Source organism: Streptomyces sp. R-74717 (genome assembly GCF_047305335.1).
Taxonomy (GTDB): Bacteria; Actinomycetota; Actinomycetes; order Streptomycetales; family Streptomycetaceae; genus Streptomyces; species Streptomyces atratus.
Genome location: NZ_CP102361.1, coordinates 8,049,595 through 8,071,763 on the forward strand (window position 1 = coordinate 8,049,595; position 22,169 = coordinate 8,071,763).

General features: G+C 69.5%; 26 protein-coding genes and 3 pseudogenes. 18 read left to right on the forward strand and 11 right to left on the reverse strand.

Annotated elements, in window-relative coordinates:
- Window positions 1–20: 20 nt before the first annotated feature.
- Complete coding sequence (locus NRF20_RS36920) at window positions 21–593, reverse strand: TetR family transcriptional regulator (RefSeq protein ID WP_413753975.1); 573 nt, start codon at window positions 591–593, stop codon at window positions 21–23.
- Between the two features lie 103 nt (window positions 594–696).
- On the opposite strand from NRF20_RS36920, the gene NRF20_RS36925 reads away from it, so the two are divergent.
- The 3 genes from NRF20_RS36925 (at window position 697) to NRF20_RS36935 (ending at window position 3,352) form a co-directional block, all read left to right on the forward strand.
- Window positions 697–1,155 (forward strand): nuclear transport factor 2 family protein, encoded by a 459-nt coding sequence (locus NRF20_RS36925; protein WP_398632462.1) that lies wholly within the window; start codon window positions 697–699, stop codon window positions 1,153–1,155.
- 63 nt (window positions 1,156–1,218) lie between these two features.
- Window positions 1,219–2,238 carry an EamA family transporter gene (locus tag NRF20_RS36930; RefSeq protein ID WP_413753976.1) on the forward strand — a complete coding sequence of 340 codons (1,020 nt, stop codon included), beginning with the start codon at window positions 1,219–1,221 and terminating at the stop codon, window positions 2,236–2,238.
- 157 nt (window positions 2,239–2,395) lie between these two features.
- On the forward strand, window positions 2,396–3,352 hold the full coding sequence (locus NRF20_RS36935; RefSeq protein ID WP_398632464.1) for a DMT family transporter: 957 nt from the start codon (window positions 2,396–2,398) through the stop codon (window positions 3,350–3,352).
- Window positions 3,353–3,406: 54 nt separating this feature from the next.
- On the opposite strand, the gene NRF20_RS36940 is transcribed toward NRF20_RS36935, so the two are convergent.
- Window positions 3,407–4,102 carry a pyridoxamine 5'-phosphate oxidase family protein gene (locus NRF20_RS36940; RefSeq protein WP_398632465.1) on the reverse strand — a complete coding sequence of 232 codons (696 nt, stop codon included), beginning with the start codon at window positions 4,100–4,102 and terminating at the stop codon, window positions 3,407–3,409.
- A gap of 35 nt (window positions 4,103–4,137) precedes the next feature.
- Here NRF20_RS36940 and NRF20_RS36945 point away from each other — a divergent pair, with 35 nt between their 5' ends.
- Window positions 4,138–5,469, forward strand: coding sequence for an aminotransferase class I/II-fold pyridoxal phosphate-dependent enzyme (locus tag NRF20_RS36945; RefSeq protein ID WP_398632466.1), 1,332 nt, complete (start codon window positions 4,138–4,140; stop codon window positions 5,467–5,469).
- Here NRF20_RS36945 and NRF20_RS36950 read toward each other — a convergent pair.
- Complete coding sequence (locus NRF20_RS36950) at window positions 5,460–6,470, reverse strand: DMT family transporter (protein WP_398632467.1); 1,011 nt, start codon at window positions 6,468–6,470, stop codon at window positions 5,460–5,462. The two genes, NRF20_RS36945 and NRF20_RS36950, sit on opposite strands and share 10 nt — an antisense overlap.
- Before the next feature lie 74 nt (window positions 6,471–6,544).
- Here NRF20_RS36950 and NRF20_RS36955 point away from each other — a divergent pair, with 74 nt between their 5' ends.
- On the forward strand, window positions 6,545–7,459 hold the full coding sequence (locus tag NRF20_RS36955; RefSeq protein ID WP_398632468.1) for a LysR family transcriptional regulator: 915 nt from the start codon (window positions 6,545–6,547) through the stop codon (window positions 7,457–7,459).
- Window positions 7,460–7,476: 17 nt separating this feature from the next.
- On the opposite strand, the gene NRF20_RS36960 is transcribed toward NRF20_RS36955, so the two are convergent.
- On the reverse strand, window positions 7,477–7,953 hold the full coding sequence (locus NRF20_RS36960) for a pyridoxamine 5'-phosphate oxidase family protein (protein ID WP_413753977.1): 477 nt from the start codon (window positions 7,951–7,953) through the stop codon (window positions 7,477–7,479).
- Between the two features lie 112 nt (window positions 7,954–8,065).
- Between NRF20_RS36960 and NRF20_RS36965 the strand changes: the two genes are divergently transcribed.
- Entirely contained in the window at window positions 8,066–8,713 is a 648-nt protein-coding gene (locus NRF20_RS36965; protein WP_413753978.1) for a cysteine hydrolase, read from the forward strand.
- Window positions 8,714–8,737: 24 nt separating this feature from the next.
- On the opposite strand, the gene NRF20_RS36970 is transcribed toward NRF20_RS36965, so the two are convergent.
- Complete coding sequence (locus tag NRF20_RS36970) at window positions 8,738–9,190, reverse strand: Rieske (2Fe-2S) protein (RefSeq protein WP_398632471.1); 453 nt, start codon at window positions 9,188–9,190, stop codon at window positions 8,738–8,740.
- Window positions 9,191–9,469: 279 nt separating this feature from the next.
- Complete coding sequence (locus NRF20_RS36975) at window positions 9,470–10,111, reverse strand: alpha/beta hydrolase family protein (protein WP_413753979.1); 642 nt, start codon at window positions 10,109–10,111, stop codon at window positions 9,470–9,472.
- 39 nt (window positions 10,112–10,150) lie between these two features.
- Between NRF20_RS36975 and NRF20_RS36980 the strand changes: the two genes are divergently transcribed.
- Window positions 10,151–10,531, forward strand: a complete 381-nt coding sequence (locus NRF20_RS36980; RefSeq protein WP_398632472.1) for a hypothetical protein — start codon at window positions 10,151–10,153, stop codon at window positions 10,529–10,531.
- A 42-nt stretch (window positions 10,532–10,573) separates the two neighbouring features.
- On the opposite strand, the gene NRF20_RS36985 is transcribed toward NRF20_RS36980, so the two are convergent.
- Both NRF20_RS36985 and NRF20_RS36990 read right to left on the reverse strand, forming a co-directional pair.
- On the reverse strand, window positions 10,574–11,593 hold the full coding sequence (locus NRF20_RS36985) for an ankyrin repeat domain-containing protein (RefSeq protein ID WP_413753980.1): 1,020 nt from the start codon (window positions 11,591–11,593) through the stop codon (window positions 10,574–10,576).
- A 140-nt stretch (window positions 11,594–11,733) separates the two neighbouring features.
- On the reverse strand, window positions 11,734–12,366 hold the full coding sequence (locus NRF20_RS36990) for a TetR family transcriptional regulator (RefSeq protein WP_398632474.1): 633 nt from the start codon (window positions 12,364–12,366) through the stop codon (window positions 11,734–11,736).
- Window positions 12,367–12,435: 69 nt separating this feature from the next.
- Between NRF20_RS36990 and NRF20_RS36995 the strand changes: the two are divergent.
- From NRF20_RS36995 to NRF20_RS37030, 8 genes and pseudogenes are all read left to right on the forward strand, one after another.
- A pseudogene (locus NRF20_RS36995) lies at window positions 12,436–12,738 on the forward strand (cytosine permease); the annotation flags it as partial.
- A 108-nt stretch (window positions 12,739–12,846) separates the two neighbouring features.
- Window positions 12,847–13,704 carry a HipA family kinase gene (locus NRF20_RS37000; RefSeq protein WP_266363419.1) on the forward strand — a complete coding sequence of 286 codons (858 nt, stop codon included), beginning with the start codon at window positions 12,847–12,849 and terminating at the stop codon, window positions 13,702–13,704.
- Window positions 13,701–14,084 carry a DUF3037 domain-containing protein gene (locus NRF20_RS37005; RefSeq protein ID WP_266363421.1) on the forward strand — a complete coding sequence of 128 codons (384 nt, stop codon included), beginning with the start codon at window positions 13,701–13,703 and terminating at the stop codon, window positions 14,082–14,084. The genes NRF20_RS37000 and NRF20_RS37005 overlap by 4 nt, the downstream gene beginning before the upstream one ends.
- Before the next feature lie 235 nt (window positions 14,085–14,319).
- Complete coding sequence (gene fabG / locus NRF20_RS37010; RefSeq protein WP_413753981.1) at window positions 14,320–15,081, forward strand: 3-oxoacyl-ACP reductase FabG; 762 nt, start codon at window positions 14,320–14,322, stop codon at window positions 15,079–15,081.
- Window positions 15,082–15,101: 20 nt separating this feature from the next.
- A complete protein-coding gene (locus NRF20_RS37015) occupies window positions 15,102–15,857 on the forward strand; it encodes an SDR family oxidoreductase (protein WP_398632476.1) in 756 nt (251 codons plus the stop codon).
- 118 nt (window positions 15,858–15,975) lie between these two features.
- A complete protein-coding gene (locus NRF20_RS37020; RefSeq protein ID WP_398632477.1) occupies window positions 15,976–17,556 on the forward strand; it encodes an ABC transporter substrate-binding protein in 1,581 nt (526 codons plus the stop codon).
- 87 nt (window positions 17,557–17,643) lie between these two features.
- The gene (locus NRF20_RS37025) at window positions 17,644–18,327 is read left to right on the forward strand and encodes a uracil-DNA glycosylase (RefSeq protein WP_114243368.1); all 684 of its coding nucleotides are present in this window, start codon (window positions 17,644–17,646) and stop codon (window positions 18,325–18,327) included.
- Between the two features lie 165 nt (window positions 18,328–18,492).
- Window positions 18,493–18,978, forward strand: coding sequence for a hypothetical protein (locus NRF20_RS37030; RefSeq protein WP_114243367.1), 486 nt, complete (start codon window positions 18,493–18,495; stop codon window positions 18,976–18,978).
- A gap of 54 nt (window positions 18,979–19,032) precedes the next feature.
- Here NRF20_RS37030 and NRF20_RS37035 read toward each other — a convergent pair whose 3' ends face one another.
- Window positions 19,033–19,485 carry a hypothetical protein gene (locus NRF20_RS37035; RefSeq protein ID WP_413753982.1) on the reverse strand — a complete coding sequence of 151 codons (453 nt, stop codon included), beginning with the start codon at window positions 19,483–19,485 and terminating at the stop codon, window positions 19,033–19,035.
- A gap of 75 nt (window positions 19,486–19,560) precedes the next feature.
- Window positions 19,561–19,806 (reverse strand): annotated as a pseudogene (locus tag NRF20_RS37040) (TetR/AcrR family transcriptional regulator); the annotation flags it as partial.
- Between the two features lie 63 nt (window positions 19,807–19,869).
- Here NRF20_RS37040 and NRF20_RS37045 point away from each other — a divergent pair.
- The 3 genes and pseudogenes from NRF20_RS37045 to NRF20_RS37055 form a co-directional block, all read left to right on the forward strand.
- Entirely contained in the window at window positions 19,870–20,274 is a 405-nt protein-coding gene (locus tag NRF20_RS37045) for an FAD-dependent oxidoreductase (RefSeq protein WP_398632479.1), read from the forward strand.
- 20 nt (window positions 20,275–20,294) lie between these two features.
- Window positions 20,295–21,209 carry a Gfo/Idh/MocA family protein gene (locus NRF20_RS37050; RefSeq protein ID WP_266363434.1) on the forward strand — a complete coding sequence of 305 codons (915 nt, stop codon included), beginning with the start codon at window positions 20,295–20,297 and terminating at the stop codon, window positions 21,207–21,209.
- Window positions 21,210–21,239: 30 nt separating this feature from the next.
- Window positions 21,240–21,420, forward strand: a pseudogene (locus NRF20_RS37055) (IS5/IS1182 family transposase); the annotation flags it as partial.
- On the opposite strand, the gene NRF20_RS37060 reads toward NRF20_RS37055, so the two are convergent.
- Window positions 21,401–21,958, reverse strand: a complete 558-nt coding sequence (locus tag NRF20_RS37060) for a hypothetical protein (RefSeq protein ID WP_398632480.1) — start codon at window positions 21,956–21,958, stop codon at window positions 21,401–21,403. The pseudogene NRF20_RS37055 and the gene NRF20_RS37060 sit on opposite strands and share 20 nt — an antisense overlap.
- Window positions 21,959–22,169 lie beyond the last annotated feature (211 nt).

The following is a 22,169-nucleotide window of genomic DNA, read 5'->3' on the forward strand; positions in this document are numbered from 1 at the left end:
CCTGACGTGCGGGCGCCGATTCACCGTGGCGGTTCGGTCAGTGCCTTGAAGGCCGGGCGGAGCAGGGTGGCGATGCGGTCGGCGGGAGCGTTGCGAAGGGCGTCGAGGCCGAGTAGCTGGTGGCCGATGGTGACACCGACCATGGTGGTGATGACCAGTGCGGCGCGCAGCTCGGGGTCCTCGACCTCCGGCATTGCCGCACCGATGCTGCCGATCTGCCGGTCGAGGCTCGCGCGGGCGTGATCGGCCGCGGCCGGATCGGTGAGCATGGAGCGCATCATCGCCAGCGTGCCGTCGGGAAGACCACCGAGCTTGAGGCCGAGCGTGGCGATCAGTTGATCCACCAGCGAGTCGCCGTCGGTGTCGGTGTCGGCCGGCAGCGCGGGAGGCGCCTGCACGGCCTGGGTGAACAACTCGCGTTTCGACCCGAAGTACTGCATGACCAGAGCCGGATCGACGACTGCCGCGGCTGCCACGGCACGGATGGTGGTGCGATCGAAACCCCGCTCGGCGAACAGCTCGCGGGCGCTGTCGATGATGCGTGCCTCGGTGGCTCGGCGGCGGTCGGCACGGGAGACGTGAGGGACGGTCACGATTTCACTCTACAGCCGTTGACCGAAGCCTTGACGCACTCGTACGTTAATTGGGTCAACATTCGTTGAGCGAATGGAGTGGACAGTGGATGGAGTGAGTTCCGTGTCAGGTCTGCAGAAACCCTCGGCCTGTACGCCCCGCGAGGTGCTGGGCCGCTACCACCAGGCCATGCTCGACAAGTCCGCGGATGACCTCGCCGACCTGTACGCCGCGGACGCGGTGCATGAGTTCCCGTTCTCCTCCCCCGGGTTCCCCGCCCGCTATGAGGGGCGCGAGGAGGTGCGTGCCGGCTACCGGGCGGCCTGGGGCGGGAGCCCCGTCCGGGTGGAGGCCATCGAGGACATGGAGATCCACGAGACCGCCGATCCGGAAGTGATCATTGGCGAGCACGTCGTGGTCGGCGCACTGCCGACCGGGAGCGGCACCTTCACCGTGCCTGGTGTGCTGATCGTCCGCGTCCATGACGGACTGATCACGCGAGTCCGTGACTACATGGACGGACTGGCTGTCGCCGGGCTGGGCGAGCTGATGGCGAAAGCCGCGGTGAAGCCGAGCGTCTGACGGAGAGCGTGCGTCAGGGGTCACAGGGGTGACGCTACTGACCACAGCTGTCATGATGTGCCGATGCACGCGTCTCAGGGGAGAAGCGCCAGCCTGGGACTTGCCCTGGCCTCGGCGTTCGCATTCGGTGGTTCAGGGGTGGCGGCCAAGCCGCTGATCGAGGCAGGACTCGATCCGCTCCATGTGGTGTGGCTACGGGTGGCGGGCGCCGCCCTTGTCATGCTGCCCGTCGCTTGGCGTCACCGGCTTCTCGTGCGTAGCCGGCCGATCCTGCTGCTGGGGTTCGGGCTGCTCGCCGTGGCCGGTGTGCAGGCCTTCTACTTCGCTGCGATTTCCCGTATCCCCGTCGGTGTCGCTCTTCTCGTCGAGTATCTGGCGCCCGCGCTCGTCCTCGGCTGGGTCCGCTTCGTCCAGCGCCGGCCGGTCAGCCGGGGTGCCGCGGTCGGTGTGGTGCTCGCCGTCGGGGGACTCACCTGCGTGGTCGAGATCTGGTCGGGGCTGAGCTTCGACGTGCTCGGGCTGCTGCTCGCGCTCGGCGCCGCCTGCTGTCAGGTCGGCTACTTCGTCCTGTCGGACCAGGGCGGCGCGGAAGGAGTTGAACCTCCGCATCCGGTCGGTGTCATCGCGTACGGGCTGCTGGTCGGCACGGTCGTCCTCACCGTGGTCGCACGGCCCTGGGGCATGGACTGGTCGGTTCTGGGCGGCAGCGCGGGCATGGACGGCACGGATGTACCCGCCTGGCTGCTGCTCGTCTGGATCGTGCTGATGTCGACGGTGTTCGCCTATGTCACCGGGGTGATCTCGGTGCGGCTGCTCTCACCCGCGGTGGCGGGTGTCGTCGCCTGTCTCGAGGCGGTCATCGCCACCGTGCTCGCCTGGGTGATGCTCGGCGAGCACCTGTCGGCGCCGCAGCTCATCGGCGGTTCCATGGTGCTGATCGGTGCCTTCATCGCCCAGTCGGGGACACCGAAGACGCCCTCCGGCCCGGTCGCGTCCGGACGGGGTGAGGGGCGCACTGCGGGACCGGACGGAGGCCGTGCCGCTGTCGAGGGGGAGTTGTCCTCGGGTCGTGCTGCGACGTAATGTGCCGATCATGCATTCGACCGTACTTCCGCCGCCTGCCGCCTAGCGCGGGCGGCCACTCCTGACGAAGACCGGGCTCGGGCAGTCCCGAGCGGTTTGTCGCTGCCCGTGTACGGAGCCGAGCGACCACCGTCCTGTCTTCATCCGGAGAAGTCACGTGTCGAACCCTGCTACCGGCCTGCCCGTCGGGCGGAGCCTCTTCTATCTGATCGTCGCCGGAGTTGCCTGGGGCACTGCCGGGGCCGCCGCTTCGCTGATCTTCGAGGTCAGCGATCTGGGCCCGCTCGCCCTGTCGTTCTGGCGCTGTGTGGGCGGCCTCGTGCTGTTGCTCGCCGCGCTGGCGCTACGGCCCCGACGTGCGGCCGTCCCCGCCGAACCGCGCCGCCGCCGGCTGCTGCGCGTTCTGGGAACCGGCGTCGGTCTCACCGTCTTCCAGAGCGCGTACTTCGCAGCCGTCGAGGCGACCGGCCTCGCGGTCGGGACCGTCATCACCCTTGGGGCGGGCCCCGTGTTCATCGCGGTCGGCGCACGGCTGACCATGGGGGAGCGGCTGGGACGCGGCGGACTCACCGCGGTGGTGGGTGCGCTGGCCGGGCTCGCCGTACTCGTGCTCGGCGGCGACGGGGCCACCGTGCGCCCCGCCGGAGTCGCCCTGGCACTGCTCTCCGCGGCCGGCTACGCGACGATCACCCTGCTGACCCGGTGGCTCGGCCGCGACGGCGGCGCCACCGACTCGCTCGCCACCAGTGCATGGGCATTCGGGATAGGAGCCGTCGGGCTGCTGCCGATGGCTGCGGCCGAGGGGCTCGCACCGCATACCGCTCAGGCCGCGCAGGTCGTGACGCTGCTGGTGTACGTGGCGGCGGTTCCGACCGCGCTCGCCTATGCGCTCTATTTCGCGGGCGCCGCGGCGGTGCGTGCCGCGACTGTGTCCGTGATCATGCTGCTCGAACCGGTCAGCGCGGCGGTCATTGCCGTGGTGGTGCTCCGCGAACAGCTCACCGCGGCCACCGTCGTCGGGACACTGCTGCTCCTCGCGGCCGTGGCGGGGCTGGCGTTCGCCGAGGCGCGCAGCGCCGCGTACGCCCGCCGCCGCGCGGCCGTACCGGCCTGACCGCCGGGGTGGCCGGGCCGTACCCGGCGGCGGGCTCGGCCACCCCGGGAGGGGTCAGAGCGCGGCGATGTAGTCCGGCACTCCGATGGCGGGATCGAGGTCGTTCGAGGGGAGCGGCGCCGCATAGCCGCGGGCGAGCGGGACGACGCCCGCCCAGTGGGGCAGCTCGAGGTCGCGGGGTTCGTCGTTGGGGCCGCCGGTGCGGATCTTGGCGGAGACCTCCTGGAGGTCCAGACGGATGACCGCTGTCGCGGCCAGCTCCTTCTCGTCGGCGGGTCGCGAGTCCGCGGACCGGCCCGGCACCACGTGGTCGACGATCGCGTCGAGGGCGGTCCGCCTCTCCTGCGGGTCGGTGACCGTGCGCGCGATGCCGTGGACCACCACGGAGCGGTAGTTGATCGAGTGGTGGAAGGCGGAACGGGCGAGTACCAGCCCGTCGACATGCGTCACCGTCAGGCAGACGGGCAGGCCGGGGTCGGTCCGGCCGGCCTCCCGCAGCGGCCGGGAGCCCGTCGAGCCGTGTACGTAGAGCCGCTCGCCGACCCGGCCGAAGAGCGTCGGCAGGACGACCGGTGAGCCGTCACGGACGAAGCCGAGATGGCAGACGTACGCCTCGTCGAGTATCGAGTGGACCAGTTCCCGGTCGTACGCCGCGCGATCGCGGGAACGGGTCGGGACGGTGCGCTCGGTCGGCTGGTATCCGGCCGGGGCGTCCGGGCCCGTGGTCTGCGGCGATGCGGTGTCCGGCATTGCGTACTCCATTGCACTAGTGCATAATCTTGTTTGTGCTAGGAGAGTATCGGATCGTCGGGCGGCGTGCAGCGGAAATTGCCGCCAGTGTGGAGCGCGGGGTCGGTTCGGGGGAGCTCGCGCCCGGACAAGTGCTGCCGCCCATGCGGGAGTTGGCGGACCTGTTGGGGGTGAATCCCAATACGGTGGCGGCCGCCTACCGCACGCTCCGCGAGCGTGGGGTGATCGAGACGGCCGGCCGCCGGGGCAGCAGGGTGCGGCCGCGACCCGCGAGTACGGCGCGCGGTTCGCTCCGGGTCGAGGCGCCGCCCGGGGGGCGGGACCTGGGGGAGGGGAACCCCGATCCGGCGCTGCTGCCCGCGCTGGGGGAGGCGTTCGCGGCGGCCGCGGGTGAGTATGCGCGGCGGCCCGGGATGTACGGACAGGCACCGGTGGACCCGGAGTTCGCCGCACTCGCCCGCGCCGCGCTGGATGCCGACGGAGTGCCGGCCGGATCCGTGGTCGCGACCTCCGGATCGCTGGATGCGATCGAGCGCGTACTGGTCGCGCATCTCAAGCCCGGTGACGCGGTGGCCATCGAGGACCCGGGGTGGGGCAGCTTGCTGGATCTCGTACCGGCGCTGGGGCTGCGCCCAGTGCCCGTCGCGCTCGACGATGAGGGACCGCTGCCCGATGCCGTCGAGCACGCGCTGAACGCCGGTGCCCGCGCCCTCGTGGTCACCGACCGCGCGCAGAATCCGACCGGGGCCGCGATCAGCGCCGGGCGCGCCTTCGAGCTGCGGGGCGTTCTTGCCGGACACCGCGGCGTCCTCCTGATCGAGGACGACCACGGGCACGCCATCGTCGATCTGCCGCTGTACCCGCTGGCGGGCGCCACGGACCGGTGGGCATTCGTGCGGTCCGTGGCCAAGGCGTACGGACCGGATCTGCGGGTCGCCGTGCTGACCGGCGACCCGGTCACGGTCGACAGGGTGTCGGGCCGGCAGCGCCTGGGCCCCGGCTGGGTCAGCAGGCTGCTGCAACGGGCCTTGGTGCACCTGTGGTCCTCGGGCGCGGTCGATTCGGACGCGGTGGCAGAGGCGTACGCAGAGCGGCGGGACGCGCTCGTGAAGGCGCTGGAGGAGCGGGGCGTGGAGGCGCACGGACGCAGTGGCATGAACGTGTGGGTACCGGTCAGTGACGAGACCGGTGCGGTGGCGCGGCTGCTGCACGCAGGCTGGGCGGTGGCGCCCGGGGCGCGGTTCCGGATGGCCGCGCCCCAGGGGATCCGGCTCACCGTCTCACCGCTGACCGGGGCCGACATCGGGCCGCTGGCCGATGCGGTGGCGGCAGCGGCGGGACCGGCGAAACCGCTGAACTACGGCTGAGCCTCGGTCCTGGCCTTGCCGCTGCGCGCCCTGCTCTGGGTGAGAGCGGCGCCTGCCAGGACCACGAGCGCGCCGACCGGAGTGTTCCAGCTCAACTGCTCGCCGAGCACGACGACTCCGGCCGAAGTGGCGATCACCGGAATGAAGTAGGTGACCATCTGCGCGGTCGTCGGTCCGACCTCCTCCACCAGGCCGTACTGCATCAGCACCGCGAGGCCCGTGCCGAGCGCCCCCAGGGCGACCACGGCAAGTGTCGGGAGTAGCGGGAATCCATCGGGAGCCGATGTGAACAGCGGGGTCACCAGGGCGATCTGCACCGTGCCGAGAAAGAGCTGGCTGCCGGTCAGGGCGAGCGTGGAGGAACTGCTGCCCGCCAGCGTCCTGCGGACATAGATCCAGCCGACCGGATAGCTGAGGGAAGCGAGCAGGGCCATGGCCGTGCCGCTGAAGTCCAGCCCGGAGAACCCCTGCCAGGCGCCCAGCACGGTGAGTACACCCAGGAATCCGAGCCCGAGTCCGGCGACGCGGCGACGGGTCGGCCGGTCCTCGGAGAGCGCGACGAGCGAAAGCGCCATGCCCCACAGGGGCGAGGTCGCATTGCAGATTCCGGCCAGCGTCGACGGGATGCTCAGCTCGGCATATGCGAAGAGCGAGAACGGCAGTGCGTTCAGGAAGAACGCGGCGACGGCCAGGTGCCCCCATGTGCGGGCGCCGCGCGGGAGCCGCTCACGCCGTACCGCCATTGCGACGGCCAGCACCGCCGTGCCCGACAGCAGGCGGCCGAGAGTGACCTGGAACGGGGCATACCCCTCGGTGCCGACCTTGATCAGAAGGAAGCTGAATCCCCAGATGAGCGAGAGTGCCCCGAACCGGATCCGCCAGTCCAAGGCCCGGCGCGCGGCAGGCGCTGAGATCGGAGCCGGAGTGGTCGTCCCGGTCGGCAGGGCAGGGGTGGAGGGCTTGGCGGGAGGAGTGGTTCTCGGCGTGGCAGGGGCGCTCATGGGGTCAACCATGACGAAAACAATCGCGTAGGACAAGTGAGATTTCGTGTGGGAATTCGCGTAGCATTGCTTACATGTTGAACCTGGAGCGCCTGCGTACCCTGGATGCCCTCGCCCGGCACGGTTCGGTCAGCGGTGCCGCCGAGGGGCTGCACATCACCACATCGGCGGTCTCCCAGCAGATGTCGAAGCTGGAGCGGGAGGTGGGACAGCAGCTCCTCGCCAAGAACGGCCGCGGGATCCGGCTCACCGACGCCGGTCAGCTGCTCGCCGAGCACGCGGCCCGGATCCTGTCCCAGGTCGCGCTGGCCCAGTCCGACATCGAGGCGCAGCGCGGTGAGGTGGTGGGCGAGATCCGGCTCTCCGCATTTCCGACCGCGGCGCGCGGACTCTTCCCCGCGGCGCTCCTCGCGCTGCGCGCCGATCATCCCGAACTGCGCGTGCGCACACGCGAATTGGAGCCCGAGGACGGAATCCGTGCGGTGATCAGGAGTGACGTCGACCTCGCGGTGGTGCTGGACTGGAGCAACAAGCGGCTGCCGGTGCCCGGTGGCCTGGCCAAGGTCGAACTCCTCGACGACGCACCTGATATCGCGATGCCGGCCGGTCATCGGCTCGCGGACCGGGCGGAGGTGGACCTGGAGGAGTTCGCCGACGACGAATGGGTGTCATGGCCGGAGGGCGAATTCTGCTACGACTGGCTGATGTTCACTCTGCGCTCGAAGGGCATCGAACCGCGCATCGCGCATCTGGCGGGCGAGCACCACACCCAACTCGCCCTGATCGCCGCAGGGATGGGGGTCTGTGTGGCGCCGCGGCTGGGCCGAGGGCCGGTACCCGACGGGGTGCGGCTCGTGCCCGTACGGCAGAAGATGCGACGGCACGTCCATGCCGTGTGGCGTACCGACGCGGACCGGCGTCCGTCGATCAGGGCGGCGGTGGCGGCGCTGCGGATGGCCGGTCGGGAGCTGGATGCGCCGTCGTCGTAGGACGGGAAAGGGTGTCCTCAGGTCGCGGACGGTCCTGCGAGCTTCCGGAAGTCCCAGGAGGTGATGGACTGAGGGGTGAGCCGTAGCCAGGCGTGCCGGCCATCGTGCGGCATGGCGTCCATCCCGAAGTACTTCGCCGCGAACAGCCGTTCCGGGACTTCGAGTTCGGGGCGCGGCTCGCCGGTGCGGGGCGCCTCGCCGACAGGGACGGCCGCGCCGGAGAGTTCGATGCCGCGCAGATCCTCGTACTCCACCCCGTCGTCCACGACCACCGCGATCCTCGGGTCCTTGCGCAGCTGGGACCAGCGCAGGCTGCGGGTGATCGAGTACAGCCAGATCGAGGTGCCGTCCCAGGCGAACCAGAGGGCGCCGACATGCGGGCGGCCGTCCGCGGACACGGTGGCGACCCGGCAGGTGCGCTGCTCGGCGAGATAGGTGTCGCGTTCCGCGTCCGTCATCATGATCCGACGGCCTCGTCGCTGAATGGCGGCCATGGGGCGCCCCCTCCCGATAGCTGACTTTGTGTCAGAAATCATGGGGCCTCTTCCCTCATCACGCAATGGCGGTTAACCTCGCGCGCCCGATTCGCCACCGAAAGGGGCAGCCGTGCCGTCGAAGGAACAACTCGCCGAGCAGCTCGATCCGGCCACCGCCGTGCTTCTGACGGTCGAATGCCAGCAGGGCGTCGTGGGCCCCGGGAGCGCGCTGCCCGAACTGGCCGAGGAGGTCAGGTCCTCCGGTGCCCTCCACCGCGTCGCCCGACTGGTCGCAGCCGCCCACGAGGCCGGGGTCCAGGTACTGCACGCGGTGGCCGAACGGCGGCCCGACGGGCGGGGTGCCAACAACAACGCCCGCCTCTTCCGGGCCGCCGGCCGGTTGCCCGTACAACAGCACTCCGGCACCACGGCGGTACGGATCGCCGGGCCCATCGAGGTGGCGGACGAAGACCTCGTCGTGCGCAGACTGCACGGCCTTTCGCCCATCGCCGGCACGGACGTGGACGCACTGCTCCGCAACCTCGGCTGTCGGACGCTCGTCGTCACCGGGGTTTCGGCCAATGTCGCCATCCCCAATGCCGTGTTCGACGCGGTGAATCTCGGATACACGGCTGTGGTGCCGTCCGACGCCATCGCGGGGGTGCCGGCCGACTACACCCCCGCGATGATCCGCAACACACTCGCCCTCGTCGCCACCATCACGACCACCGATGACGTACTCGGCTGCTGGCGGAGCCGAGGGCGGGCCAAGGTCTGACCGGCGGATCAGGCCGGACCGGCGCTAGGACACGAGCGTGATCGAGTCGCCCTCGACCGTGATCGGCCGGGCGGGCAGCGGCTGGGTGGCCGGGCCTGCCGTCACGCTGCCCGTCGCCACATCGAACTTGCTGCCGTGACAGGGGCAGTTGATGGTGCCGTCCGACACGCTCGACACCGCGCATCCCTGGTGGGTGCACTTCGACGAGAACGCCTTGAATTCGCCGGCCTTGGGCTGTGTCACCACGACGCCCCGGGCGGCGAAAATCATTCCGCCGCCCTCCGGAATGTCGGCGGTCTTCGCCAGAGCGTCTCCGCCGCCGTCCGGTGAGGCATGAGCCGCCTCGACCGCATCCGAACCGCCCGAGTCCTTCTTGCTGCTGCAAGCGGTGAGTACGGCAGCCACCGATACGGCCCCGGCCGCTGCGACAACGGCCCGACGCCCGGGACGGACCTCGTGGTCCTGCGATGCGCTCATGCTGGCTTTCCCTTCCGCGATGTTCACGACTTCAGTGTCCGACCAGGGGTACGCGCAGCGGAACGCCCGCGTTCAACGCCCCAGGGACTTCTTGGGGAAGTCCCGCTCCAGCAGCAACAGCTTGCTGACCGTCTCCTCCCGGGCGACCGAATGGCCGGCCCGGCAACGGCAGAACCGTGCGCGACCGGCCCGCGGTCGGCCGCGCGGCGGAGAACCGCAGCATGTGGGCGACGGCCACATTGTCATCGGCAAGTCCGTGCACCAGCATGAGCGGGCGTGTCAGCCCGGCCGCCTCGAGAGCAGTGAAATGGGGTCGTGGTTCACCGGAAGTACATCCGAGTGGCCGAGAAACCGTTCCTCCCAATGGGTGTCGCAGAGCCGTCGGCCGGTCCGCGTACCACCGGCGACCGCCGCGTGGAGGACCTCCGGGTGACGCAGCACAGCGGCAGCCGCGAGATACCCGCTGAACGACCGGCCGTGCATGGCGACCCGCGCCGGGTCCAGCTCGGGATGCTGAGCGGCAGCCGCGTGCAGCGTGTCCCTGCATGGAGTGGCCCGCGTGCGGGTTGAGCAGCACGGGCAGCGGGGCGTCCCCCGGCCGGTGCCAAGGCGGCAGATGCGGCCTGCTGCGCAGCTCACGTCACCGTCCTCGTACAGCCGGAGCGGGCTGACCTGAGCCGTACCGGACCTGGTCGGTACGAGGAGCACCCGGGCGCCGCCCGGTGAGACGGCGAACTGTTGGGGACTCAGAGCGAGCAGCGGAGGGGGCGGGTGAACTGCAGGGGGAATCGCCGGGGGTGTCGAGCGCGTCGTCAGCCGTGGAGTCGGACGGGGGAGTAACGGAGACGCCACGACAGGCGGAATCCGGACGGACCGGCCCCTCCCCAGGAACGGGCCGGGCTGTGGGGAGGGGCCACGCATCGCGCGTGATTGTCAGAGGCGTCTGCGAGGCTGAGCGGTATGACACTGAGGAACTTCAACGACCTTGAGCGGGCCATTCGCGGCGGTTGGGGCGCGGACACCACGACGCCGGATCACCGTCCGCACTGGACCCCGGACAATCCGGCGCGCGACCAGTGCGGTGTCACCGCCCTGGTGGTGCACGACCTGTTGGGCGGTGAGCTGATCCGCGGTGAAGTTCATGTCAATGGCGCGCGAGTGGACTACCACTGGTGGAACCGCCTGGGCATGGGGATCGAAGTCGATCTCACCCGCGAGCAGTTCGGCCCCGACGAGACAGTCGTCGGCGGAGTGGTGATTGAACGGCCTGCGGAGATCGTGCGGCTCCGTGAGGAGTATGAGCTTCTCCGCAGCCGAGTCGTGGCGGAGCTGTGTTCGTAGGCGATGCGACTTTTGAGATTCCCGTGCGGTCACGATGCGGGGTCAGCGAGCTGTCGCGTCGTTCGCGCGGAAGACCGGTTCTCCCTCGCGCAACCGGGCGAAGAGGAGGGTCCGGTGCAGCTGCTCCTGTACGCCGTCGCCGAACCCCTGCCGGTAGTCGTCCGGATCGAAGTGGGTGTCCGCCTCCACCATGGCGATCGTGCAGTGCTCGTCCTCGATGACCAGTCGGGCGCGGATGGTGCCCGCCTGGAGAGTCTGGTCGTTGTAGTAGCCGTGGACGACCTCGGCCTCGATGTCGCCGCCGACGGACATCTCGCCGTCGGTGTGCACCGCGCGGGCTGTCACATCACCGCCGACGGCGACGACGGAGTCGGGGCTGCAGTCGGCCAGACAGCCTTCGACGCTCAACGAGCCGGTGACCACGAACGGGGACACCACGTCCGGATGCCCTTTCACCACGAGATCCCCGTGGTGGAAGAACGGCACGCCCGTCCGCTGGTCACCGATCAAGGTACGGTCCGTACAGGCGTCGTCGCCGAGAATCTCTGCGCACAACTCCGGCATCAGCCGCACGTGATCGGGATCGGCGTCGTTGCGCAGCTCGGCGACGAATTCCTGGTAGCTGTCGAACTCCGGCCGCACGAACTCCGTCAGCCAGCCACTCCCGTCCGGAATCCCGGCGGCCCGGCAGGCTTCGGACGCAGTGACCCGCTTTGCCTCGGCGATCCGGCGGGCAACCGCCATGTCGATGGGCAACGGCCTCTCGTCCACTGCGGAATCACCGCCATGGGCCGGTGCGCCCGCCGCCTTCAGCATGGCCACGATCTCCGTTCGCGTCGCCCGTTGTGTCCGGCTGAACTGCGGCAGACGCAGTGCGATCCCCAGCGGGGTCTCGCCGCGACTGTCGACGGCGTGCACGTCCGCGCCGCGCTCCAGAAGCGCCCGTGCGGTCTCCGGGCACGGCAGCGGAACCTCGCTGTCCCACGGAGTCGTGACCGCTCGGTGAAGAGGGGTGGCTCCGTCCTCGTCGCGGGCCGATATGTCCGCGCCTTCGGCGATCAAGGCGCGGACCTCGGCGGCCCGTTCGGAGCGTCGACGTCCTGGGCAGGGCTGACGGCAGCAAAAAGGGCCTGGCCGGTCCGGCACAGGTCGGACCGCTCGGTCCGGTGCACGGGCCGACCCAGGGCGCGGCCGATGACTGCTCAGTCGCCGGGACCGGCGGCGGTGGTGTCGTCGGTCCCGGGCGCCCGACGTACAACGGTCCGGCTGACTCCGAGCGCACCGGCGTGGTCCATGAGCGTGCCGCTCTCCAGGCCGAGTTCGCGTTCGGCCGTGCTGACGGCCATCCGCGTCACGGCTTCGGGACGGTCTCCGGTGTCGGTGTTGGCGTGCGCGCCGAGACCGTCGATGACGACCAGGATCTGAATGATCGTCACATACGGGTCAGTGGTGCGGAACTCCCCTCGGTCCACGCCGTCACGGATGAGGCCCTCCAGGCGGCTGCGCCACATGGCCTCCTGGTGGTCGGCACCCGTCCCGAGTGCGAAGTGGCGCGCGAGGTGCTCCGTGGGCGTTCCCGCCGCCCTGTCCGTAGGTACCAGGGTGTCCAGTTCGGCGCCGGCGGCAGTGCCGAACGCCTCGGCCGCGAGGTCCTGCACCGCGGGGAAGTAGTGGCCGATGAGACCTGGGCGGACATCGAACTGCTCGCCGATCCGACGCAGAGTGCTGCACTCCAGACCCTCGGTCAGGGCGACGGCGGCAGCCGCGTCGACGATTTCCGCACGTCGGTCCGATGGTGTCTTTCGCATCCGCTTCCGCTGGATGCTGGACGACATACCGGCGACACTGTTGAGTGTGCGACCAATAAGTAGGCAAGTGGGTACGCCCAGCGCCCGGAGTGCTCCATGGCTTCCACGATTCCCGACCCGCACACAGATGCGTCCGGCGTCGGGCCGGTCTCCGATCAGGCCGGACGCATCGAGGCCCACGGCATCGACCACATTCCCGAGCGTGAACGGCACGGCTGTGCACGGGAGCTGTTCACCGTCTGGGCGGCAGCAAACGTCAACTACCTGAGCCTGGTGGTCGGCGGCGCACTGATACTCATGGGCCTCAGCCTCTGGCAGGCCTTCGCCGTGATCGTCGTGGGCAACCTGTTCTGCGCTCCGGCCGGCCTGCCGGCCGTCTCCGGTCCGGCCCTGTGGGCGGCCTTCGCGGGCGGGATCACCCTCATCGCCCCGCCGGGTCCCACGGGAGGACTGAGGCTTCGGCCCGACCGCGGATCGTGCGGTCCGAGCGCCGGATAGCCTGGGAAAATGCTCACCGAAGTCACCGCGACCCGCTACGTCACGCCCTTGCGGGAGGGCGGATCGCTGCCCGGAATCGTCGAAGCCGACGACCTCGGCACCTACGTCATGAAATTCACCGGCGCCGGACAGGGCCGCAAGACACTGGTCGCGGAGGTCATCTGCGGACAGCTCGGCCGCAGGCTCGGCCTTCGCGTCCCCGACCTCGTGCAGATCCAGCTCGACCCGGTCATCGGGCTCGCCGAGCCCGACCAGGAGGTGCAGGAACTCCTGAAGGCCAGCGGCGGGCTCAATCTCGGGATGGACTTCCTGCCCGGCTCGATCGGCTTCGACTCGCTCGCCTACCAGGTGGACTCCCGGGAAGCCGGACGTGTCGTCTGGTTCGATGCGCTGATCAACAACGTCGACCGGTCCTGGCGCAACCCGAACATGCTGGTCTGGCACGGCGACCTGTGGCTCATCGACCACGGCGCCACCATGATCTGGCACCACAACTGGCCCGGCGCCCAGGCATCCGCCGCCAAGCCGTACAACGCCTCGGACCATGCGCTGGCCCCGTTCGCCCCCGATATCGCGGCGGCTGCCGCCGAGCTCGCCCCGTTGGTCACCGAGGAACTGCTCACCGAGGTCGCGGCCGATGTCCCCGACGAGTGGCTGGTGGACGAGCCCGGCTTCGACTCCACCGACGAGCTTCGCCGCGCCTATGTGGAAGCGCTGCTGCCGCGCGCCGCCACCATTCATGAGCGGATCACGATGGAGGGCCCCACCGAGCCCAAGCCGTCACAGGCGCCCGGCTGGCTCACCGAGCACCTCACCCCCTGGCCGCACCCCACCAAGAAGAAGAACGACAAGGACGGCCAGCAGTGACCAAGCGCGATGTCTTCGAGTACGCGCTGCTGCGCGTGGTGCCGCGGGTGCAGCGCGGCGAGTTCTTCAACGCGGGCGTGGTCGTCTACTGCCACGCACGGGGTTTCGTCGCCGCGCGTACCCATCTCGACGAGACCAAGCTGAAGGCCCTGGACCCGAGTGCGGACGTGGTCGGTGTACGGGCCGCCCTGCATGCCGTCGAGGGCGTGTGCCGCGGCGGCACGGACGCGGGCCAGGCGGCCCGCGACGACGCAGGCCGTCGCTTCCGCTGGCTGATCGCCCCGCGTTCCACTGTTGTCCAGCCGAGCCCCGTGCACAGCGGTCTCACAACCGACCCGGAGGCCGAGGTCGAACGGCTGCTCGACCTGCTGGTGCGCTGATCCGCCGCCCTGCGGCGCCGCCGGCAGCCACTGCGGCAGCGGCGCCGCCGGGTGTGACATGCGCCCCTGCGGCCGTGGGCCGTTGACACCGAGTGTCAGGGCTTCTAGCGTCTCGTCTGCTGAAGGTACTAAGCGGTTGCTCAGTTATCGGGAAGGCTCCGCGCACGCGAAGGTTCCGTGCCGGGGGTGCCCCGACGTCCGCTGAGCCGCGATCCAAGGGCGAGGAGAACCAAGCATGTCCACCACCGAGCAGCGCGTCGCCATCGTGACCGGAGCGGCGCGGGGCATTGGCGCCGCCACCGCGGTACGCCTGGCGGCCGAGGGCCGCGCCGTCGCCGTACTCGACCTCGACGAGGCGGCCTGCAAGGACACCGTCGAGAAGATCGACGCCGCCGGGGGCACCGCGCTCGCCGTCGGCTGCGATGTGTCGGACAGCGCTCAGGTGGAAGCCGCGGTTGCGCGGGTCGCCGCCGAGCTCGGCGCCCCGACGATCCTCGTCAACAACGCGGGCGTGCTCCGCGACAACCTGCTCTTCAAGATGAGCGAGTCCGACTGGGACACCGTGATGAACGTGCACCTCAAGGGCGCGTTCCTGATGGCCAAGGCCGTCCAGAAGCACATGGTGGACGCCAAGTTCGGCCGTATCGTCTCGCTCTCCTCCTCCTCGGCGCTCGGCAACCGCGGCCAGGCCAACTACTCAGCCGTCAAGGCTGGTCTGCAGGGCTTCACCAAGACCCTCGCCAAGGAGCTCGGCAAGTTCGGCATCACCGCCAACGCCGTCGCACCCGGCTTCATCGTCACCGAGATGACCGCGCAGACCGCGGCCCGGGTCGGCATGGGCTTCGAGGAGTTTCAGGCCGCTGCCGCCACCCAGATCCCGGTGCAGCGCGTCGGCCGCCCCGAGGACGTCGCGGGCGCCATCGCCTTCTTCACGGGCGACGAGGCCGGCTTCGTCTCCGGTCAGGTCATGTACGTCGCCGGCGGACCGCTCAACTGACCCGAAGGGTTACGGACATCATGACTGTGCAGGACAGCGGGAAGGTCGCGCTCATCACGGGCGCGAGCCGGGGCATCGGGTACGGCATCGCCGAGGCGCTCGTGGCGCGCGGCGACCGGGTGTGCATCACCGGACGCGGCGAGGACGCTCTCAAGGAGGCCGTCGAGCAGCTCGGCTCCGACCGCGTCATCGGCGTGGCGGGCAAGGCGCACGACGAGGCGCACCGGGCGGCGGCGGTCGAGCGCACGATGGAGGCGTTCGGCCGTGTCGACTTCCTGATCAACAACGCCGGTACGAATCCGGTCTTCGGTCCGATCGCGGAGCTCGACCTCGATGTCGCCCGCAAGGTCTTCGAGACGAATGTGATCTCGGCGCTCGGTTTCGCCCAGCAGACCTGGAAGGCCTGGCAGAAGGAGAACGGCGGGGCGATCGTCAACATCGCCTCGGTCGCCGGTATCTCCGCCTCGCCCTTCATCGGCGCGTACGGCATGAGCAAGGCCGCCATGGTCAACCTGACCCTTCAGCTGGCGCACGAGTTCGCGCCGGCCGTCCGGGTCAACGCGATCGCCCCCGCGGTCGTGAAGACGAAGTTCGCCCAGGCGCTGTACGAGGGCCGCGAGGCGGAGGCCGCCGCGGCCTACCCGCTCGGCCGGCTGGGGGTCCCCGAGGACATCGGCGGCGCCGCCGCGTTCCTCACGTCGAGCCAGAGCGACTGGATCACGGGACAGACCCTGGTGGTCGACGGCGGGATCTTCCTGAATGCGGGCGTGAGGTGAGAGCGGCCTGAGCGGGTTTGGCCCTGATTGACTCAAGTGCCCCGTCGGGCCTGCGGATTGACCCGACGGGGCACTGCGGTATGGTCTGCCGACCCATGGCTGATCGAGGAGCGTTCACGTGTTCTACCGGGCCAGTCTGCAGGCCACTGCAGTCCTTGCTTCCCTCTCTCTGCTGGCAGGCTGCGGACTTCTCTCCGACAGCGGCTCGAAGGCGGAGCAGAAGATAGTCGTCGGTACGACCAGCGAGCTCTCCACCCTCGATCCGGCGGCGGCGTGGGACAACTCCTGGGAAATGATGCGGAATGTCTTCCAGACCCTGGTGAGCTTCCCCACAGGCAGCACCAGCCCCGAGCCCGATGCGGCGGAATGGTGCAAGTTCACCGACACGACCAGCACGTCCTACCGGTGCAAACTCCGCAAGGGCCTGAAATTCTCCAATGGCGACAAACTCGACGCCGAGGCCGTGAAGTACTCCATGGACCGGATCACGGCCATCAAGGTCAAGGGCGGCCCTGTCGGCATGCTCGGTTCGCTCGACCGGGTCGAGACCAAGGGGGACGACATCGTCGTCTTCCATCTCACCAAGCCGGACGCCACATTCCCGTTCATCCTCGCCACGCCCGCGATGTCGCTGGTGGCGCCCAGCGACTATTCGAAGCACAAGATCCGCAGCGACGGAAAGGTCACCGGATCCGGCCCCTATCTCCTGGATTCGTACAAGCCGGGGAACCGGGCCGAACTGGTGAAGAATCCGGACTACAAGGGTTTCGCCAACCGTAAGAACGACGCTGTGACCATCCGGTACTTCAAGGAATCCGCCCCCGTGGTCGCGGCGCTGAGGAAGAACGAGATCGACGCGATCTACCGCGGCCTCACCGCCGAAGAGGTTGTCAGCCTGGAAGACAACAAGGACAAGAACAGCAATCTGCAGATTGTCGAGACGGTCGGCGCGGACATCCGCTTCCTGGTCTTCAACCCCGAGGATCCGGCCGCCGGGAATGCGGCCGTACGGCGGGCCATCGCCCAGCTCGTCGACCGTGACGCCCTGGTGGCCAAGGTCTACCAGGGGACGGCCGAGCCGCTGTACTCCATGGTCCCCAAGGGCATCGCCGGACACACCACCAGCTTCTTCGACGCCTACGGTGACCCGGACAAGGACAAGGCGAAGCAGATCCTTGTCAAGGCGGGCATCACCAAGCCCGTCTCGATGACGTTCTGGTTCACGACCGACCGGTACGGCTCGTCCACGGCCCCCGAGTTCGACGAGCTGAAGCGACAGCTGGAGGCCTCCGGGCTGTTCCGGATCACGCTGAAGAGCAAGCCCTGGAAGGAGTTCCAGGAAGGCTTCACCAAGGGCAAGTACCCCGTCTTCGGCCGCGGCTGGTTCCCGGACTTCCCGGACCCGGACAACTTCATCGCCCCTTTCGTGGGCGAGGACAGCGTCACCGGGACGCCGTACATGAAGAGCGAGATCACTGAGCAGCTGCTGCCGCAGACCCGCAAGGAGAGCGACCGGGGCGCGGTCAGCAAGCAGTTCGAACGGGCCCAGCAGATCCTGGTCGGCGACGTACGGATGCTGCCGCTGTGGCAGGGCAAGCTGTACGTCGCGTCGGGCGAGGACATCGGCGGCGGCGAGCGTGCCCTGGACCCGCAGACGGTCATGCAGATGTGGGAGCTGTACCGCAAGGCCAGCTGGTAGGCCCCGGCGGGGCTCGCAGGGTCCGTTGTCAGTGGCCCCCGGTAGGTTCTCGGTTGAAGAACTTATTACTTACCGGAGGTTGTTGACGTGACCGACACCGACCTGCTGCCCGAGTCCTGGCGCGGCGTCCTCGGCGAAGAGCTGCAGAAGCCCTACTTCAAGGAGCTCACCGAGTTCGTCGAGGAGGAGCGGGCCAAGGGGCCGGTCTATCCGCCGCGCGACCAGGTGTTCGCAGCCCTGGATGCCACGCCCTACGACAAGGTGAAGGTCCTCGTCCTCGGTCAGGACCCGTATCACGGGGAGGGGCAGGGACACGGGCTGTGCTTCTCCGTGCGGCCGGGCGTGAAGACGCCTCCCTCCCTGCGGAACATCTACAAGGAGATGAAGGAGGAGCTCGGCCTGCCGATCCCGGACAACGGGTATCTGATGCCGTGGGCCGAGCAGGGCGTGCTCCTGCTCAACGCCGTGCTGACGGTGCGCGCGGGCGAGGCGAACTCGCACAAGGGCAAGGGCTGGGAGAAGTTCACCGACGCGGTGATCCGCGCGGTCGCCTCAAGGCCCGATCCGGCGGTCTTCGTGCTCTGGGGCAACTACGCGCAGAAGAAGCTTCCGCTGATCGACGAGGAGCGCCATGCGGTGGTGAAGGGTGCGCACCCGTCACCGCTGTCCGCCAAGAAGTTCTTCGGCTCCCGTCCGTTCACGCAGATCAACGAGGCGGTGGCGGCGCAGGGACACGAGGCCATCGACTGGCGCATTCCCGACCTGGGCTGACGCTGCGGTTTCGGCCCGGGCCGCGGGCGGGCGCCCGGTGGACAGGTCCGGGCCGGGGGTGGGCGCCCGGTGGACAGGTTCGGGACGCCCGCCCGAGCCTGAGCGGGATTGACCGCGGCTGCGGCTAGCGTCGAACGGAAACGGGACGTGGACAGGGAGGTCGCAGTGACGGAGCAGCGGGAGGCGTCGAAGGATGCCGTCATGACCAGGATCGGCCAGGCGATCATGCTGCTGCACGGCGGCGACCGGGAAGAGGCCCGCAATCGCTTCGGTGAGCTCTGGTCGGAGATCGGCGAGGACGGGGACGCCCTGCACCGGTGCACCCTCGCCCACTACATGGCCGACACGCAGGACGACCCCGGTGATGAGCTCGCCTGGGACCTGAGGGCCTTGACCGCGGCCGGCAGCCTGACCGACGAGCGCGCGGCACAGCACTCCGATGCGCTCGCGGTGCGGGCGTTCTATCCCTCGCTCCATCTCAATCTCGCGGCGGACTATGTGAAGCTCCACCGTCCCGAGGCGGCCCGGATCCATCTGGACCGGGCGCGTGCCGCGTCCGGTGTGCTCGCGGACGACGGGGCGGACGACGGGTACGGGGGAGGGGTCCGCGCAGCGATCGCGCGGCTGGAGCTGAGGCTGCGGGAGCTGTGAGGGGTGGCCCGTCCGCGGCGGACGGGCCACCCGCTCGGCTCTCTCCTGCCGGGCTCAGCGACCGTAGGTGTTCTCGCAGATCCGGGATTGCGTACTGCCCGCGGGCCAGTGCCCGTATCCCCGTCCCAGCGCGCAGATGTCCTTTTCGGCGACGGGGGCCGGCAGATCCGGGACGGGCGTGGTCACGGGGGGCGGGACCTGACGCGGCCGAGGCCGTGCCGCCCCTGGGTGCTTCCGTTGCTGTGGTGCGCGGGGCGCGGCGCGGCGGGTGTCCGGCGGTGCGCCCTGCGCCGGGGCGGATGCGGAGACGGACGGCTCGGGGGCCGGTACGGCTCCCAGGCTGTCGTGGACCGGCGGTCGCACGATCTGTGGCGCCAGGTCCTGGGCGGGCCTGCTGGTCCCGGGCCGGGACGGAACGTCCGGCTGCGGCGCCACGGACACACAGCCGGACAGTGTCGTGACCGCCACGCCAACCAGGAGCTTCACGGTGATTCGGGTTCGTTGCACCTGACCAACTCTGCTGTGCGAACCCGGTTTTGAGTGAGCCCAGAAGCCGTGATTGGCCCGCACGAGTGACGCCGGTCAGCGCAATGCCGCCTGCGATCCGAGCATCCCGCGCAGCAGTTCGGTGAAGCCGGTACGCAGCTCCTCCTCGGTCGGTACGGAGCGGTGGTACGACCCCGCGGCGCACGAGAACATCAGCCCCTCGCACCAGGCCACCAGGGACAGGGTGTGCCGCTCGGGCTCGGCCGACCCGGCCGCCGTCATCAGCGCCATCAGGGGTTCGCGGAACTGCCGGCCCGTCGCGTCGAAGAACTCCCGCAGCTGACCGACCCCCTGCCGTCCTTCCACCGGGGCCGCACCGTCCTCGTCGGCGACTTTGCCCACGCCGTGGCACCCAGCCTCGGCCAGGGCGGCAACCAGGCCGTCGAGGACGCGATCGTGCTCGCCCACCATGTGACACCGGGCAGGCACCTCGGCGCGGGTCTGGCGGCGTACACCGCCGACCGGCTGCCCCGCACATCGGCCATCGTCCGCAAGGCCGTACACGCCTCCAGGCTGATGTGCCTGACCAGTGCCCCGGCCGTGGCGCTGCGCGACGCCCTGATGTCCACCGTCTCGAGGCTCGGGCCCACGCTCGTCCTGCGCACCTTCGAGGCATCGCTGACTGGCAGCCGCCGCAGCACACGTATGCTGCCCCGACGAAGGATGCGCACAGGTCACCGCGGCAGACATCGGCTCGAAGAGCCCGACCGGGCTCCCCCGGTCGGTGAACACCGCGCCGGTCGGCGCTGAACAGTGAGAGGGAGACCCCTGTGAAGGTCGGCTGCATCGGGCTCGGCGACATCGCGCAGAAGGCGTATCTGCCGGTTCTGACGACCCTGCCCGGGGTCGAAATGCATCTGCAGACCCGTACCCCCGCCACCCTGGCCGCGGTCGCCGAGAGCCACCGGATCCCGTCCGGGCAGCGCCACACCGACCTCGAATCGCTGCTCGCCGAAGGCCTGGACGCCGCGTTCGTCCACGCCCCGACGGCCGTGCACCCGGAGATCGTGGGCCGGCTGCTGGACGCGGGCGTCGCCACGTACGTCGACAAGCCACTGGCCTATGAACTCACCGATTCCGAAAGGCTGGTGCGCCTTGCCGAAGAGCGAGGGGTGAGCCTCGCCGTCGGTTTCAACCGCAGGGTCGCGCCCGGCTACGCGCAGTGCGCCGAGCACCCGCGCGAGCTGATCCTCATGCAGAAGAACCGGGTGGCCCTGCCCGAGGATCCACGCACCATGGTGCTCGACGACTTCATCCATGTCGTCGACACACTGCGCTTCCTGGCACCGGGGCCGATCGAGCACACCGTCGTGCAGGCCAGGATCCGGGACGGTCTGATGCACCATGTGGTGCTGCAACTGGCCGGTGACGGATTCACCGCCATCGGCGCGATGAACCGGCTCAGCGGCTCGAACGAGGAACGGCTGGAGGTCTCCGGCCAGGACTCCAAGCGCGAGGTCGTCAACCTCGCCGAGGTGATCGATCACAAGGGGCAGCCGAGCGTACGTCGGCGCGGCGACTGGGTGCCGGTGGCCCGCCAGCGCGGCATCGAGCAGAGCGTGCTGTCCTTCCTGGACGCCGTGCGTGCCGGAAAGGTGCTGAGCGCCGGCGACGCCCTGCAGACGCATGAGCTGTGCGAGCGAATCCTGCGCGACCTGGACTGCGCCCAGAGCGTGTCTCATTGAAGGACCGGCCGGCTCGGCCGCTGCCTATGACGCGGCCGCCGCGGTGGCCGCCCACCGGGCTTCGATGCCGAGATGTACGAGCAGCGCACGGCCGTACCGCTGCATCAGCCGTCTGAAGCAGCGGCACGGCCTGGCCATGCGATGCGACAGGCCCGTCGCCTACCGGGCGGCACTCCGCCTCGCCGCGATCCTCATCCGGGCTCGACGCCGGCCTGAGACCGGTCGACGGCATGCTCTTTCAGGAAGGCGCCCGCATGGGCTGCGGCCTCTTCCTTCGTCGCATACCGAATGTCGCCGTCGGCCGCGCCGTGTGTACCGTCGGCGCCCTTGCCTGCCCACCTCCAGCCGCCGGAGGAAGGTTCTTGCGTCAGTTCGGCCGTTCCACCGCACAGTTCAAGAGCGGTGTTCGTCTGTGCTACTGCGGTTGCCGGGCGGCTGACGGCCTCGGGCCATTTCTTGCGGGCGCCTTGCCGGGTGATGCCCCAGGCAGCGCCCATCTGCTCGTAGCTCGCGCCGTAGGACCCAGCGGTTCCTGCTGCGAGCGCCGTCAACCGCTTGACCTCTGTGTCCACCACCTTCCAGGCGGCAAGTACGGACAGTGTCACGTCGACCGGGTCCGCGTCCCACATCCGGTCCTCGGGAAGCCCGGATGCTCGTGAGCGGAGGGCCGATGCGAGTGGATTGAGGGCGTCGTAGAGCGCCTTGTCGAGTTCTGCCTGTTCTTGGGGTGTGATCTCAGGTGAGGACATGTGACAACTATAGTTAACGATGACGGGATTGGTAACAGAAGTTTCCGACCGTGGTGCGAGTCATGAACCGTCGGCCTCGAACCGGCGACCAAGCGGTGTCCGTTGCGGCAGGTCACGAGTCCCACCCGTTCCGGGAGAGCCCCAGGTGTACTGAAGTGGAGCCGTGTCCGTCCCAGCGCCCTCGGCCCGGGATGCGTCGGGCCGTTCCCCG

Bases quoted from the DNA above. Each gene is read 5' to 3' on its own strand.
- NRF20_RS36930 (WP_413753976.1), top strand. From the start codon at position 1,219: ATGCACGCGTCTCAGGGGAGAAGCGCCAGCCTGGGACTTGCCCTGGCC.
- NRF20_RS36940 (WP_398632465.1), bottom strand. From the start codon at position 4,102: ATGCCGGACACCGCATCGCCGCAGACCACGGGCCCGGACGCCCCGGCC.
- NRF20_RS36950 (WP_398632467.1), bottom strand. From the start codon at position 6,470: ATGAGCGCCCCTGCCACGCCGAGAACCACTCCTCCCGCCAAGCCCTCC.
- NRF20_RS36955 (WP_398632468.1), top strand. From the start codon at position 6,545: ATGTTGAACCTGGAGCGCCTGCGTACCCTGGATGCCCTCGCCCGGCAC.
- NRF20_RS36960 (WP_413753977.1), bottom strand. From the start codon at position 7,953: ATGGCCGCCATTCAGCGACGAGGCCGTCGGATCATGATGACGGACGCG.
- NRF20_RS36970 (WP_398632471.1), bottom strand. From the start codon at position 9,190: ATGAGCGCATCGCAGGACCACGAGGTCCGTCCCGGGCGTCGGGCCGTT.
- NRF20_RS36975 (WP_413753979.1), bottom strand. From the start codon at position 10,111: ATGCGTGGCCCCTCCCCACAGCCCGGCCCGTTCCTGGGGAGGGGCCGG.
- NRF20_RS36980 (WP_398632472.1), top strand. From the start codon at position 10,151: ATGACACTGAGGAACTTCAACGACCTTGAGCGGGCCATTCGCGGCGGT.
- NRF20_RS36990 (WP_398632474.1), bottom strand. From the start codon at position 12,366: ATGTCGTCCAGCATCCAGCGGAAGCGGATGCGAAAGACACCATCGGAC.
- NRF20_RS37000 (WP_266363419.1), top strand. From the start codon at position 12,847: ATGCTCACCGAAGTCACCGCGACCCGCTACGTCACGCCCTTGCGGGAG.
- fabG (WP_413753981.1), top strand. From the start codon at position 14,320: ATGTCCACCACCGAGCAGCGCGTCGCCATCGTGACCGGAGCGGCGCGG.
- NRF20_RS37015 (WP_398632476.1), top strand. From the start codon at position 15,102: ATGACTGTGCAGGACAGCGGGAAGGTCGCGCTCATCACGGGCGCGAGC.
- NRF20_RS37060 (WP_398632480.1), bottom strand. From the start codon at position 21,958: ATGTCCTCACCTGAGATCACACCCCAAGAACAGGCAGAACTCGACAAG.